Source organism: Mangrovihabitans endophyticus, from assembly GCF_014646155.1.
Lineage (GTDB): Bacteria > Actinomycetota > Actinomycetes > Mycobacteriales > Micromonosporaceae > Actinoplanes > Actinoplanes endophyticus.
In genome coordinates this window covers 15,758-29,221 of the sequence record NZ_BMMX01000007.1, presented here as the reverse complement: position 1 = coordinate 29,221, position 13,464 = coordinate 15,758, and the positions used below count along the sequence as shown (strand labels likewise).

Annotated in this window: 11 protein-coding genes; 5 read left to right on the top strand and 6 right to left on the bottom strand. The window is 73.7% G+C overall.

Going from position 1 to position 13,464, the window contains the following annotated elements; genetic code table 11:
- Positions 1 to 11 precede the first annotated feature (11 nt).
- The gene (locus IEY73_RS11195) at positions 12 to 941 is read right to left on the bottom strand and encodes a hypothetical protein (RefSeq protein ID WP_189079086.1); all 930 of its coding nucleotides are present in this window, start codon (positions 939 to 941) and stop codon (positions 12 to 14) included.
- A 265-nt stretch (positions 942 to 1,206) separates the two neighbouring features.
- On the opposite strand from IEY73_RS11195, the gene gcvT reads away from it, so the two are divergent.
- Complete coding sequence (gene gcvT, locus IEY73_RS11190) at positions 1,207 to 2,292, top strand: glycine cleavage system aminomethyltransferase GcvT (RefSeq protein ID WP_373292772.1); 1,086 nt, start codon at positions 1,207 to 1,209, stop codon at positions 2,290 to 2,292.
- A 12-nt stretch (positions 2,293 to 2,304) separates the two neighbouring features.
- Here the strand turns inward: gcvT and IEY73_RS11185 are convergent, their stop codons facing one another.
- Both IEY73_RS11185 and IEY73_RS11180 read right to left on the bottom strand, forming a co-directional pair.
- Positions 2,305 to 3,066 (bottom strand): adenosylcobinamide-GDP ribazoletransferase, encoded by a 762-nt coding sequence (locus IEY73_RS11185; RefSeq protein WP_189079084.1) that lies wholly within the window; start codon positions 3,064 to 3,066, stop codon positions 2,305 to 2,307.
- A complete protein-coding gene (locus IEY73_RS11180; RefSeq protein WP_189079083.1) occupies positions 3,059 to 4,984 on the bottom strand; it encodes a bifunctional adenosylcobinamide kinase/adenosylcobinamide-phosphate guanylyltransferase in 1,926 nt (641 codons plus the stop codon). The genes IEY73_RS11185 and IEY73_RS11180 overlap by 8 nt, the downstream gene beginning before the upstream one ends.
- Positions 4,985 to 5,066: 82 nt before the next feature.
- Between IEY73_RS11180 and IEY73_RS11175 the strand changes: the two genes are divergently transcribed.
- Both IEY73_RS11175 and IEY73_RS11170 read left to right on the top strand, forming a co-directional pair.
- Positions 5,067 to 5,264, top strand: a complete 198-nt coding sequence (locus tag IEY73_RS11175; RefSeq protein WP_189079082.1) for a hypothetical protein — start codon at positions 5,067 to 5,069, stop codon at positions 5,262 to 5,264.
- On the top strand, positions 5,261 to 6,082 hold the full coding sequence (locus IEY73_RS11170) for a site-2 protease family protein (RefSeq protein ID WP_189079081.1): 822 nt from the start codon (positions 5,261 to 5,263) through the stop codon (positions 6,080 to 6,082). The genes IEY73_RS11175 and IEY73_RS11170 overlap by 4 nt, the downstream gene beginning before the upstream one ends.
- Positions 6,083 to 6,433: 351 nt before the next feature.
- Here IEY73_RS11170 and IEY73_RS11165 read toward each other — a convergent pair whose 3' ends face one another.
- The 3 genes from IEY73_RS11165 to IEY73_RS11155 all read right to left on the bottom strand — a co-directional run bounded on the left by IEY73_RS11165 (position 6,434) and on the right by IEY73_RS11155 (position 12,343).
- Positions 6,434 to 7,432, bottom strand: coding sequence for an aldo/keto reductase family protein (locus IEY73_RS11165; RefSeq protein WP_189079080.1), 999 nt, complete (start codon positions 7,430 to 7,432; stop codon positions 6,434 to 6,436).
- A gap of 18 nt (positions 7,433 to 7,450) precedes the next feature.
- Positions 7,451 to 11,446, bottom strand: coding sequence for a WG repeat-containing protein (locus IEY73_RS34100; RefSeq protein ID WP_189079079.1), 3,996 nt, complete (start codon positions 11,444 to 11,446; stop codon positions 7,451 to 7,453).
- A 339-nt stretch (positions 11,447 to 11,785) separates the two neighbouring features.
- Entirely contained in the window at positions 11,786 to 12,343 is a 558-nt protein-coding gene (locus tag IEY73_RS11155) for a helix-turn-helix domain-containing protein (protein ID WP_189079078.1), read from the bottom strand.
- Positions 12,344 to 12,409: 66 nt separating this feature from the next.
- Here IEY73_RS11155 and IEY73_RS11150 point away from each other — a divergent pair, with 66 nt between their 5' ends.
- Positions 12,410 to 13,141 (top strand): AzlC family ABC transporter permease, encoded by a 732-nt coding sequence (locus IEY73_RS11150; protein WP_189079077.1) that lies wholly within the window; start codon positions 12,410 to 12,412, stop codon positions 13,139 to 13,141.
- Positions 13,135 to 13,443: an AzlD domain-containing protein gene (locus tag IEY73_RS11145; protein WP_189079076.1), complete on the top strand. Its 309-nt coding sequence runs from the start codon at positions 13,135 to 13,137 to the stop codon at positions 13,441 to 13,443. Before IEY73_RS11150 ends, IEY73_RS11145 begins: the two co-directional genes overlap by 7 nt.
- Positions 13,444 to 13,464: the final 21 nt, after the last annotated feature.

Below are 13,464 nucleotides of genomic sequence, written 5' to 3'. Positions count from 1 at the left end.
GCCCCCGCAGATCACCCTTGGTTCAGCAGGCGGCCGACCTCGGCCGCGCGGTCGCCGAGCACCATCCGCAACGCCGCGGCGGTCTCCTCGGGCGTGCCGCTCAGCAACTCGGTCGGCACGGCCGCATCCACCCGGTCGACGAGTGTCTTGAGCTCGTTGACGTGCTGCGGGTCGACATCGCCGGCGGCCATCGAGGCGACGGTCACGGACAGCTTGCCGACCAGGTCCCGGATGTCGCCGACCGCCTGACCCAGGTTCAGCAGGGCAGCCCACGCCGTGGTCTTCGTGCCGGTGATGCCGTTCGGGATGCCCTGATCCAGCGCGTTGCGGCCGATCAGGCTGGTGATCGACTCGCCGTCCGGCTGGGTGCCGCGGGCGACCAGCGCGTCAAGGGTGCCGCCCAGGGTCCGGTTGTGGCGGATCGGCGCGGTGTCGAGCCGCTTGACCACTTCCGCGGCGATCTCTGCTGCAGTCGGCATGTCCTCGTCCTCCTCAAGAAGCCCCCAGGGGCGGGTGTCCGATTCCTGGGCGGTGGTGTAGCGGGCGGAGAAGTGCGCGTGCTCGGTGTGCGGGCTCGTTCCGGTGTACGTCCGCGCCGTCCAGCCCCAGGACCGGGACCAGATGCGCCGGTTGTAGATGACGTTCTGCAGCCGGTTGTCCTTGCCGGTGCGGTGGCGGGTCACGATGATCTGCACGCATCGCTGCATGGTCCAGCCCGACTTGCGCAGGTCGTCGTCCACATCGATGGCGTGCACCTCGTTGATGTGGTCGGCGTCGTGGTACGGCGTACGTCCGGTCTCGTCCGGATTGTGATCGGAGCTGGACTGCGCATGCGCGGCATCACCGATCGATCCGTCCGAGGTGTGGTCTCGGCCGGGCGCCAACCGGTTGAACTCGCTGCGCAGGCTGACCAGGCACGGCACCAGGATCCAGCTAGCCATCGTCGCTGTCCTTCCGGTGTTGTCGTCCGCGGACCGTGGCTGGCCGCGGTGGCTCGTCACTCGGTGCGGCCATCATTCCCGCAGTGGCGGCAAGACAACCGAACAACGTCCCTGAATCATGTGTAAAGTCCGTTTCTTGATATTTACTCACCGCGACCTCGGAAAGAAAGGCGCAGGTGACGCCGATAACCCCGGAACCCCGCGAACCCTCCAAACGGCTGGCGTGAGCCTTGTCACATCCGGGTCGCCAGGTAGGTTCGACGCCATGCTGCTCCGCTCTCCGTTGCACGACCGTCACACTGCGCTCGGCGCCAAATTCGCCACCTTCGGTGGCTGGGAGATGCCGCTGGAGTACGCGGGCGGCGGCGTCCTGAAGGAACACACCGCGGTCCGTACGACGGTGGGGGTGTTCGACGTGTCGCATCTCGGGAAGGCCCGCGTCACCGGGCCGGGTGCGGCCGGATTCGTCGACGCCTGCCTGACCAATGACCTCAGCCGGATCGGGCCCGGCCAGGCGCAGTACACGCTGTGTTGCGACGACGCGACCGGTGGCGTGGTGGACGATCTCATCGCGTACCTGATCGGGCCGGACGAGGTCTTCCTGGTGCCCAATGCGGCCAACACCGCCGAGGTGGTCCGCCGCCTGCGCGCCGCTGCCCCGGACGGCGTCACGGTGAGCGACGAACATCAGCAGTACGCGATCCTCGCCGTGCAGGGCCCGTCGTCGGAGCCCGCGGTGAAGGCGCTCGGCTTGCCCACCGGACACGACTACATGTCGTTCTCATCGGCGGCGGTGGACGGCGCCGAGGTGATCGTCTGCCGGACCGGCTACACCGGCGAGCAGGGGTACGAACTGGTCGTCGCCCGTGACGACGCGGCCACGATCTGGGACGCCCTGATCGGCGCCGGGGTGCAGCCGTGCGGCCTGGGAGCGCGGGACACGCTGCGCACCGAGATGGGATACCCGCTGCACGGCCAGGACCTGTCGCTGTCCATCACGCCGGTGCAGGGCCGTTCGGGATGGGCGGTGGGCTGGTCCAAGCCCGCCTTCTGGGGCCGTGCGGCGCTGCTCGCGGAGAAGTCCGCCGGCCCGGCGCGCCGGCTGCGCGGACTGGAGCTCACCGGCCGTGGCGTCCCGCGCGGGCAGATGGAGGTGTTCGCGGGAGACACCCGCGTGGGGGAGACCACCAGCGGCACGTTCTCACCCACCCGCAAGGTCGGCATCGCCCTCGCCCTGATCGACACCTCGGCCGGGCTGTCCGAGGGCGACCTGGTACAGGTGGACATCCGCGGCCGTCGCACCGAGGCGCGGATCGTCCGGCCGCCGTTCGTGCAGACCTCCGTGCGGTGAGCGCCGTGCGGCTCACCGCACGGACAGCCCTACCAGCGCGATCGTGGTGGTGATCTCGGTGGCGGCGCCGAGCACGTCGCCGGTGACGCCGCCCAGCCGGCGGACCGCGTGGCGCACCAGCGCCGCGGCCCCGGCCAGCGCGACGACGGTGGCGGCCGGCCCCTGCCATGCGCGACCCGGCACCACCGGGATCGAGGCGGCGACCGCGCCTGCCGCCAGCAGCGCGACGACCGCGGTGGGCACGGTGCCGGCGACCAGCGCGCCCAGCCCGTGCGGCCGGGCGGCCGGGACGCGGCGGTGGCACGCCAGCGTGATGGCGAGCCGGCCGGTGGCCCACGCGGACGCGGCAGCCCAGAGCGGCGCCTGAGCCAGCGCGGCGGCCTGGAGCAGCAGCACGAGGACGACGGCCGCCACCCCGAACGGGCCGATGTCCGCCCTCTTCATGATCTCTAGGGCTTCGGCGCCGTGGCGGTACGACCCCAGCGCGTCCACCGTGTCGGCCAGCCCGTCCAGGTGCAGCCCGCGAGTCAGCACCGCTCCGGCGGCCACCGCGACCGCCGCCGCCAGCAATCCACCGCCCAGCATCGCGAGCACCGCGACCAGCACGCCGCCGAGGGCCATGCCGACCACCGGCGCCGCGCTCATCGCCACCGCTGCGGTGGCCCGGTCCACCCGGCCCGCCGGCATGGGCGCGACGGTCAAGGTGCCGACGGCGAGCCGCAGGCCGTCCCCGAACGTGCGCGATGCCCGCCCCGGCGTGCCGGGATCAGGCATCCGATGTGGACGAGGCGGCCTCCGTGCCGGAGCCGTCGTGCTCGGTATCCGTGCCGGAGCCGTCGTGCTCGGCGACCGGCAGCGTGGGATGCACCGGCAGCGACCGGGCCAGGCCGATCGCGGACCGCAGCAGTGGCAGCGCGGCCAGCGCGTTGGCACCTTCGCCGAGGTCCAGCCGCATGTTCAGCACCGGGATCAGCCCCAGCACGTCGGCGCCCTGAGCGACAAGCGGTTGCGTGCCGGCGTCCGGCAGCAGGCACCAGTGCCGCGCCGGACCCGCCATGTCCCGGGCGACCAGGGCCGCGGCGACGCCGACCGGGCCGTCCAACAGCACCGGCATGCGGCGTGCGGCGGCGCCCAGGAGCGCCCCCACGGCCAGCGTCAGATCCGCCCCGCCGATCTGCGCCAGGATGTCCTTCGGACCGCGCGGCTCGCGCCGGATCCGGTGCAGGGCGTCGCGCACCGCAGCGCAGCGCAGCATCCACGCGTTGTCGTCGAACATCCCGCCCGGCGTCAGCACCCGCGGCAGCGCCGCGACCGGCTCGGCCCCGGTGGTTGCCGCCAGCACCGCCGTCGCGGCGGCGTCGGTGCCGACCCCGACCGAGCCGATGACCAGCGCCTGCTTGCCGTCCGAGCCGGCGGCGTCGGTCAGCTCCCAGCCCTGCCGGAGCAGGTCGTCGACGGCCTCGTCGCTGAGCACCGGGCCGTCCTCCATGGCACCCGAGGCCGGCACCCGCACCACGGCAACGTCCGCGTCGGCCGCGCCGGCGAGCCGCATCAGGGGGCCGCGGCCCGCCTCCACCGCGGCGACCCGGCGCTCCACGTCGGCCCGGTCGGTGCCGGCCGCCGCGCCGCCGTCGTGCGCGCCGGCGAACAGCATCACCCGCACCGGACCCCACGGGCGCGGGATCGCGGTGCCCTGCGTCGCGGCGGCGAACTCGATCGCCTCGGCGAGCACCCCCACACCGGCGCCCGGCAGGTCCAGGGTGCCGAGCCGGTCCCGGGCGTCCGGCCCGGCGTCGCCGTCCGGCATGGGCAGATCCATGCCGGGCCGGATGTCGGTGCCGTCGGGGACGAGCTCTCCCGCGTCCGCGCGCGCCGGGCCGGCCTCCGCCGGTGCCTCGGTCGGCCCCGCGGTTTCCGGCTCGGCGGTTTCCGGCCCGGCGGTTTCCGGCCCGGCGGTTTCCGGCCCCGCGGTTTCCGGTGCGGTGGGTGCGACGAGCACCGCCGGCTGCACCTTCGGCGTGGGCGGGGGCGCGACCGCGGGCTTGGTCGGCGCGGCGGCGGGCGGGGTGGTCGGCGGCGCGTCCGGGGATGCGGTCGCGGCGGCAGCCGGTTCGTCCGGGGTGGCGGGCGTCGTGTGCGGGGTCGGCGGCATCGGCTTCAGCCACGTCGGCTGTCCCGCCACCACCAGCACTACACCGTCACAGGCGTCGGCCAGTGCCTGGTTCGCGGTGCCGACCGCGTCCGCGAACGCCCGGCCAACCGGGGTGACCGGCACCAACGACAGGCCCACCTCCGGGCTGACCAGCACCACCCGCGCGGCGCATCGCCGGACGGCCGTGGCCAGCGCGTCCACGGACGCCACATCGTCGTTGGGCTGACGGGCAGGATCCAAGAGGGCGGCCACCCAGCCGCCCAGATCGTCGATCAGCAGCGTGTCGTCCGGCTTGGCCTCGGTCAGCAGATCGGTCAGCCGCGCCGGGTCCGGCCCGGTCTCCTCGGTGCTCCACGACTGGGGACGGCGGCGCTGGTGGGCCTCGATCCGCTCGATCCACTCGGGGTCGTCCTCACCGCCGACGGCGGTGGCGACATAGCGCACCGTCGGCGCGTCGGCGACCAACGACTCGGCGAACGCGGACTTGCCGGAGCGGATCCCGCCGAGAACGAGGACCGTGTTCCACCGATCTTCGGACATGCCCCGTACCTTACGGCCGGAGCCCGCCGGATGACGCCGTAGGGTGGAGGACCACCGAACGAAGAGGTAAGGGGGCGGCGCAATGCCGTGGAGTTGGCGGTACGAAGGTCTCGACGGGCAGCCGGTGGCCGGCCCGGCCGAGACGTTCAGCAGCCAGGCCGACGCCGAGTCGTGGATCGGCCAGGAGTGGCGTGAGCTGGCCGCCGCCGGGGTCGCCCAGGTCGTTCTGTTGGAGGACGATCGCGTCGACTACGCCATGAGCCTGCAGCCGGCCGAGTGAGCAATCCGGTCACCCGACGAACCCCGGCCGGGGCGTTCCTGCCCAGCCCGGTGTTCGTCGGCATTCTCGCGCTCACCGCGGTGGCCGGCTGGATGGCCTGGACCGGTTTCGGCAACGTCCGCATCGACGTCTTCCTACTGGTCGTCTCCGGCTGGCTGGTGTCGCTGTGCCTGCACGAGTACGCCCACGCCATCGTCGCTTACGCGTCCGGCGACCGTGGCGTGGCCGACCGCGGTTACCTGCGCCTCAACCCACTGAAATACACCCACCCGCTGCTGTCCATTGTGCTGCCCATCGTCGCCGTGGTGCTGGGTGGCATCGGCCTGCCCGGCGGCGCGGTCTGGGTGGACCACGCGCACATCGGCAGCAAGCTGCGGCAATCGCTGATCAGCGCGGCCGGGCCGTTGACCAACGTGCTGTTCGCACTGATCCTGGCGGTGCCGTTCCTGTCCGGGGCGGCCCCGCGTATCGAGCAGAACGAGTTCGGCCAGTACACCGTGGTCGGCGGCGCGGGACACCTGGAGTTCTGGGCCGCTCTGGCGTTGCTGGCCTTCCTCCAGGTCACCGCCAGCGTGCTGAACTTCCTGCCGGTCCCCGGTCTGGACGGCGGCAACATGCTGCACCCCTGGCTCAGCCCGCCGTATCAGCGCACCTACAACCTCTTCGCGCCGTACGGCTTCATCCTGCTCTTCGCGCTGCTCTGGCAGTCCCGGATCAACCACTGGTTCTTCTCGGCCGTGTACTGGCTGTCCGAGTCGATCGGTGTGCCGCGGGCGCTGTCCGCCGCCGGTTTCGAGCTGATGCGGTTCTGGAGCTGAGCCAGCCCCCGGCGGGTCCCCGCCCGCCCGGCCCGTGTCCCCGGCGATCCCCCGCCGTCCCGCCCCGCCCCGTCCCGTCGCCGTCCCGTCCCGTCGCCGTCCCGTCCCGTCGCCGTCCCGTCCCGTCGCCGTCCCGCCCCGTCGCCGTCCCGTCCCGTCGATCTTGGATTTCGGGGTCCGACATGTCGGTTAGGACGTGTCAGACCGGGCACCGAAAGCTCAAGATCGCGGGGCCGGGTCGCGGGGCCGGGTCGCGGGGCCGGGGCGGGGCGGGGCGTCGGGGCGGGGCGACGGGACGGCGGGACGGGGCGGGGGGTCGGGGCGGGACGGCGGGGTATTGGTGGCTTGCGTTCAGGGACGCTTCGCGGGGCTCACCGTCTTGCCCGGGTCCCGCTCGGTGATCGGTTCCACGATCTCATCGATCGCCTTGAGCAGTCCGCTGTCCAGCTTCACCCCGGACGCCTTGACGTTGTCCTGGATCTGCTCCGGGCGCGAAGCGCCCACGATGGCCGCCGACACGTTGTCGTTCTGCAGCACCCACGCCACCGCGAGCTGCGCCAGCGACAACCCGGCGTCCGCCGCCAGCGGCTTGAGCTTCTGCACCGCGCCCAGCACCTCGTCGGACATCCAGCGCTTGATGAAGTTCGCCCCCGACTTGTCATCGGTCGCCCGGGAACCGGTCGGCGGCTGCTTGCCCGGCTCATACTTGCCGGTCAGCACGCCCTGCGCGATCGGCGAGAAGACCACTTGGCCGAGGCCCAGCTCGACGGAGGTCGGCACCACCTCGGTCTCGATCACCCGCCACAGCATGGAGTATTGCGGCTGGTTCGAGACCAGCGAGAACTTCAGCTCGCGGGCCATCTTCCAACCCGCCCGGATCTGCTCCGCGGTCCACTCGGAGACGCCGATGTAATGGGCCTTGCCGGAATGCACCACGTCGGCGAACGCCTCCATGGTCTCCTCCAGCGGCGTCGAGTAGTCGTACCGGTGCGCCTGATAGACGTCCACGTAATCGGTCTGCAACCGGCGCAGCGAGCCGTCGATCGACTCCATGATGTGCTTGCGCGACAGGCCGCGGTCGTTCGGGCCGGGCCCGGTCGGCCAGAACACCTTGGTGAAGATTTCCAGGCCGGCCCGCCGCTGCCCGTGGAGCGCCCGGCCCAGGACCTCCTCGGCACGCGTTCCCGCGTACGCGTCGGCGGTGTCGAAGGTCGTCACGCCCGCGTCGAGGGCGGCCTTGACGCACGCGGCGGCGGCTTCCTCCTCGACCTGAGAACCGTGGGTGATCCAGTTGCCGTAGGCGATCTCGCTGACGATGAGGCCGGAACGGCCGAGGTGTCGGAACTCCATGACCCGACCATACCCAGCTCACAGGACCGGACGCGTGTCCACCATCAGCCGGTCGATCTCCTCGGTCACGGTCGCCGGGTCGCGATGTGTGGTGTCGATGAGCGGCTCGCCGGCGCGGTCCAGCGCGCCCCACCGACCCTCGCGGTCGGCGATCAGGTACGCCACCGGGTGGATCAGCACGGCCGCGTGCACCGGGGCGATCAGCATCTGACCCGTACGGTCCAGCACGCCGAATCGGTCCCCGGCGTCGACCACCGCGAGTCCTTCGTCGGTGAACCCGTCGATGCTCCGGCCGCCGGCGAGGGCGGTGGCGAATCCGTGGTACTTCGGCGGCACCACCATCCGGCCGTACCGGTCGACCGCGCCCCAGCCGCCACGCTGTACCGCGGCGACACCCCGGCGGAACGGCCGCACGTCGTCGAACCCGCCCGGCACCACCAGGCGGTTGCGGGCGTCGATGGCGAACCAGCCGCCCACCGGATCGCGGGACACCCAGGAAACCCCGTCGGCGAACGGCTGTACTCGCACGTACCCGGCCGAGGTGTCGATCAGCAGGGTGCCCTCCGCGTCGATGAGCTCCCAGCGCGGCGCACCGGGCCGCCGCACCCAGGCCCTTCGCTCGGCGAACGGCTGCACCTCGGCGTACCGCCCTTCGGGCACCGGCTCGGGCTGCGGCGGGAGCTGGAGGATCTCCTCGCGACGGCGCGGGTACGGCCCCCAGCCCTTGTCGCGCGTCCGCTCCACGACGGAGTCCAGGGCCGTCTCGATCCGGGTCACCGTCTCCGGGTCGGCTTCCGGCCGCAGATCCAGGGCGCGTTCGAACTGGTTCATCGCCTCCAGGTAGCGGCCCTGCTCGTACGCGGAACGGCCGGCCAGTTCGCAGATCTCCGCGCGCAGCCGACCGGGGAGCTCGACCGAGTTCGCCTCCTCGTACAGCCGGTCGGCCTCGGCGTAGTCGCCTCGCCACTGCAACACGTGCGCCAGCCGCGCCTGCACGATCGCGGTCCGGCGCAGCTCGCCGGTGGCTTCCGCATGGTTCAGCGCGGTCCGGGCGTCCTCCAGCGCGAAGTCCAGGTCGCCCAGCACCCGGGAGACCACCGCGCGCAGGCTCAGCAGCCGGGCGCGTACGGCGTCCCGCTCGGCGAACTCCACCTTGTCGGTCAGGCGATCCCGGACGGCGGCCAGCCGGTCCGGGTCGTCGGCCTGCTCGCGCAGCGTCTCGGTGGAGAACTCCCAGTCGTACGTGGCGAGTAACTGCTCGGGATCGACGAGCCGGTTCGACGACTCCCGGCCCGGCGACGACGTCGGCTCGGCGGCCCCGGCCGGGCGTGCCGCACGGAACGGCACCGGTGCCGGCTCGTCCGGCGGGGACTCGACGGGCGCATCACCGGGGGGTTCCCGGTCCGCGGTGTTCTCCGGAGAGGCGTCCGGCTCGTCGACCGCCGCGAGTTTCGCGTCCGGCAGCCGATCCGCTTGCGGTACGGGCGTCGCCGCCCCGGCATCCGGGACGAATTCGGCGCCCGGCGCGTGCACCGGCGTCTCGTCCGGTTCCCGGTCCAGTCCCGCTTCCCGGTCCGGCGGCGCCGCAGCGACCGCGTCACCTTCGCCGACCGGTCCGGCTCCGGCGGCCGGTCCGGTTCCGGCGGCCGGGTCGGTTCTGGCGTCCGCGTCGGTCTCGTTGGCCGCGGCACTCGCGTCGGCCTCCTCGGTGGCCCCGGCGTCGGTGGTCCCAGGGTCGGTGGTCCCAGGGTCGGTGGTCCCAGGGTCGGTGGTCCCAGGGTCGGTGGTCCCAGGGTCGGTGGCTCCGGCGTCGGTGGCTCCGGCGTCGTTGTCCTCGGCGCCCTCGTCGTGCACCGGTGCGAACCAGTTCTGCCTGACCGGTGCGCCACCGCTGGCGGGCGCGTCGGCATACGCGGCGCCGGACGTCGGGTGGGGGATGTCCTCGGCCGGGTCGGCCCCGGGTTCCGGTCCCGTGGCGCCGAGCCCGTTCTGGGACAGCAGCCAACCCAGGCCATGACTACCGTCGGCCTCCCCGGCGTCGTCGTCGGTCTCGGCGCGCGCCGGCTCCCCGGCACTTCGCGGATCGATGCCGGTTGCCGGATCGTCGGTGGGTTCCGGCTCGTACGCGGGTGCCGGTTCGGGGACGTCCGCCACCGCGCCGGCCGGCCCGTCGTCGTGCTCCTCCACCTGCCTCTCGCCCGCGTGCCTCTCGCCCGCGTGCCTCTCGCCCGCGGGTGAGAGCGGCCGGTCGGACCATCCCAGGCCGGACACCGGCGAGGGCGACCCGGAGACCGGCGTCTCGGACGCCGCGGTGTCGTCCGGCGCGCGGCGGTCCTCCGCGCCCGCGGGCGGTGCGGACGCCGGCCGGTCGAACGATGGCGATGCGGACGCCGGCCGGTCGAACGATGGTGGTGCGGACCGGGGCAGCGGTGCGGTGGGCGCCGCCGACTGCGTGCGCGGGTCCAGCGTCGCCTCCAGATCGTCCTGTGCGGCGAGGCGCGACTGCCAGGGCTGCCCGGCCGCGGTGTCGTCGGGCCCGACCGGCCGGCGGTTGCGCGGAGCCGGATCCTCGTCCAGGTAGGTGGCATGCACGTCGCGGGACGACCACGGCGCTTCGGGCGCCTCCGGCTCGCCGCGCCGGTCCGGCGGGCCAATGTGCTCGCGCCACGTCGTCGGCTCGCCGAGCGGTCCCCGGTCCCGGTGCGGGGCGGGCGGTTCCCGGTGCGGGGTGGCCGGTTCCCGGTGCGGGGCGGGCGAGGACGGGCGGTACGGCCCGGCCGCATGGCGGTCGCGATGTGGCTCGTCGTCCGGGGCATAGAACGGCGGCGGCGCACCCTGCTGCGCGGGCGGCGCCGGGCGGAACGACGGCGCGCCGGACCGCGGTTGCGGCGCGCCGGGCGGCTGCGGCGGCGTCCGGTACGGCGCAGGCCGCGCAGGTGGTGCGCTGCCCGGCCCCTGCGTGCCCCGCCCTGGTGTGCTGCCCGGCCCCTGCGTGCTCGGCCCGGGGCGGCCGTGCCATGCCTCCGGCGCGCGCTGGCCGTTGACCGGTCCGGGTCGCGACATGCCCGGAGGCTCCGGTTGATGGGCGTACGGCGGTGGATACCCCGCCGAGACGGGACGCCCCGGAGGGGCCGCGGGCCGTGGCGCGCCGGGCACCACCGGTGGCGAAGCGTGCTGCCCGGGAGCCGTCGGCCGGGGACGAACGGTGGCTTCCGGCACGCCGTACCGCCCGCTCTCCGGTGCCGGTGAGCCGGGCCGGGCGGCGCCCGGTGGAGTCCGTCCCTGCGGACCGCGTGGCGGCGGGCCGCCGGGCCGCGGGGCCGGTGCGTGATCGAGGTGTCGAGGATCGGTGTCGTCCGGCCGCGGACGTCCGTACGGCGTGCCGGACGGACCCGTGGCGGGCCGGTAACCCTCACCCGGTCGACCGGGCGGTGGCCGGTAGCCGTCGTCCGGGCCCGGCCCCGGTCGCGCGGGCGGCGGCCGGTAAAGATCGTCCGGTCCCGATCGCGGGGCCGGTGGCCGGTAGCCGTCGTCCGGGCCGGAGCGTGGCGCCGGTGGCCGGTAACCGTTGACCGGACCGCGCGGGGGCCCGTAGCCGCCGGTCGACCGCGGGTGCCGGTGCGCCGGGTCGTCCGCCATGCGCTCGTCCAACAGCCGCTCGGGCAGCGGCACCGGCCGGTTCCACGACGGCTCCGCGCGAGGTGGCGCCGGGGGCCGGTCCGGGGGCCGGTCCGGTGGCGGCCGGTCGTGCGGTCGTGCCTGCGCCGGAATCTGTGGTCCGGGGGCACCTCCGGGTCCCGGGTCCGGTGACGGTCCGACGGTGGCCCGTCCGGCGCCATGCGCGTCGGTGCCGCGTGACGCCTCGTAGATCGGGGTGTGCACCGCCCGCCGCCGTCCCTGGTCGCCGGGATAGCGCTGGCCGGGCAGCGGCTCCCACTCCCAGGTGATCTCGTAGATCCAGGCAGGTTCGTCGTCCCAGCGGTCCTCGCCCAGGTGAGAGCTCCAGCCGTTCATCGGCGAGGCTCCGTCACGGCGCGTTCCACCTTGTCAGAAATCGTGCGGTGGCAGGCCGGGGCACCGGGTAGAGTCGCCCGGCTCCACTGCGGGGGGTACGAAGGGAGAGTAACGGCGTGGACCGGCTCGACGCCAGGGTGCCGACGATCTTCACGGTCCGCTCGTTACGGTGCGCCGTCGTCACGTTCGGTGCACTTGCCGCTTCGGGGTTTCGGCGATACGCCACGTATCTGCGGGCCGTCGCGGCGGGCGAGGTTCGCTCGGAGTAATCATGCCGGAGCGGCGGTCGGACCTGGCCGACCCGTGTCCGGGCCGGTGACGTGGTCGCCCGCCGGCATGTCAGCGGTGCTCCATGACCAGCACCGCCCAGGAACCCGCGGTGAGCGCCTCGTACCGGTGTGGCGCATCGCCCGGGAACGAGATGTAGTCCCCGGCCGCCAGCTCCACCGGCTCGGCGGCCGGACCAGCCATGATGCGCCCGGCGGCCACCACGACGTGTTCCACGCTGCCCGGCAGGTGCGCCTCGGCCTCCCGGGGCTGGCCCGGTTCCAGCTCCATCACGTACAGGTCGCGGCGCCGGTCCGGGGAGCCGGCCGCGAGCAGGGTGGCCACGAAGTCGGCACGGTCCGCGCTCAGGCGTGGTCCCTCGCCGGCCCGGATCACCCGTACGGCCGGGGTGGGCGGCTCGACCAGGCGGCTGAACGGCACGCCCAGCGCCACGCCCAGCGACCACAGCGTCTCGATGCCAGGGTTGCCGGTGCCCGCCTCTAGCTGGGACAGCGTGGACTTCGCCACCCCGGCGCGGCGGGCCAGTTCGGCGATGGAGATGCCGGCGCGTTCGCGTTCGGCGCGCAGCGCGGCGGCGATGGTGGCCAGGGGCGGTGCGGGATCCTGCAACGTTCACTCCATCGGTCGATCCGTTCGATTTGACGAACGGAGGGCTTTCGTTCATTATTTCAAACCATGCGTACGGCACAACGAACGGCATCGCCGAGACGCGACGCGGTGGCCATCGCCGCGGCGATGGTGGCCGTGGGCGCGTCCTTCGGCGCCATCGCCGTGTCCTACGGGCTGCCCCTGTGGCTGCCGTTCCTGATGTCGACGGCCGTGTTCGCCGGCGGCGCACAATTTCTCGCCGTCGGGTTGATCGCCGCCGGCAACCCGGTCGCCGCGGTGCTCGGTGGCCTCCTGTTGAATGCCCGGCACCTGCCGTTCGGCTTGGCCGTGTCGGACACCATCGGCCCGCGCTGGCGCGACCGGCTGGTCGGCAGCCACCTGATGACCGACGAGACGGTCGCATTCACCCTGGCCGAGCCCGACCCGGCGGGACGGCGCCGCACCTACTGGCTGATCGGGCTGACGCTGTTCACCTTCTGGAACGTCGGCACCGCCGTGGGCGTGCTGCTCGGCGGGGCCACCGGGGACCCGGCCACGCTCGGACTCGACGCCGCCTTCCCGGCCGGCCTGATCGCGTTGATCACGCCGTCGTTGCGCGATCGGGAGACCCGCCTTGTCGCGCTGACCGGCGCCGGTGTGGCCGTCGTCCTGACCCCGGTGCTGCCCGCTGGCCTGCCGGTGATGTGCGCGCTGCTGGGGCTGCTCGCGTTGTTCCTGCCGCGGCGCGCTTCGGGGCAGCAGGCTTCCCGGCCGACTTCGCCGACGGCGGAACCCTCCCGCCCGGTGGAACCATGCTGATCGCGGCAATCCTGACCTTGGCCGTGGGGACCTACGCCCTGCGGCTCGGTGGCGTCGTGCTGCGCGGCCGGCTGCGGTTGTCCGCCCGCACCCGCAAGGTATTGCCGTTGGCGGCTACGGCGCTGCTGGCCGCGCTGGCCGCGACGGCCGCGCTCACCGAGAACGCCGGGCCGGCCGGGGTAGCGCGTCCGGCGGGGGTGGCCGTGGGCGCGCTGCTGGCCTGGCGCAAGGTGCCGTTCGTGGTGGTCGTGGTGGCGGCGGCCGGCACTGCGGCGCTGCTGCGCCTGGCCGGTGTGCCCTGATCCGGCCGGGTTCGGTCCCGG

Coding starts and splice junctions, on each gene's coding strand:
- IEY73_RS11195 (WP_189079086.1), bottom strand. CDS start 941: ATGGCTAGCTGGATCCTGGTGCCGTGCCTGGTCAGCCTGCGCAGCGAG.
- gcvT (WP_373292772.1), top strand. CDS start 1,207: ATGCTGCTCCGCTCTCCGTTGCACGACCGTCACACTGCGCTCGGCGCC.
- IEY73_RS11185 (WP_189079084.1), bottom strand. CDS start 3,066: ATGCCTGATCCCGGCACGCCGGGGCGGGCATCGCGCACGTTCGGGGAC.
- IEY73_RS11180 (WP_189079083.1), bottom strand. CDS start 4,984: ATGTCCGAAGATCGGTGGAACACGGTCCTCGTTCTCGGCGGGATCCGC.
- IEY73_RS11175 (WP_189079082.1), top strand. CDS start 5,067: ATGCCGTGGAGTTGGCGGTACGAAGGTCTCGACGGGCAGCCGGTGGCC.
- IEY73_RS11165 (WP_189079080.1), bottom strand. CDS start 7,432: ATGGAGTTCCGACACCTCGGCCGTTCCGGCCTCATCGTCAGCGAGATC.
- IEY73_RS34100 (WP_189079079.1), bottom strand. CDS start 11,446: ATGAACGGCTGGAGCTCTCACCTGGGCGAGGACCGCTGGGACGACGAA.
- IEY73_RS11150 (WP_189079077.1), top strand. CDS start 12,410: ATGCGTACGGCACAACGAACGGCATCGCCGAGACGCGACGCGGTGGCC.
- IEY73_RS11145 (WP_189079076.1), top strand. CDS start 13,135: ATGCTGATCGCGGCAATCCTGACCTTGGCCGTGGGGACCTACGCCCTG.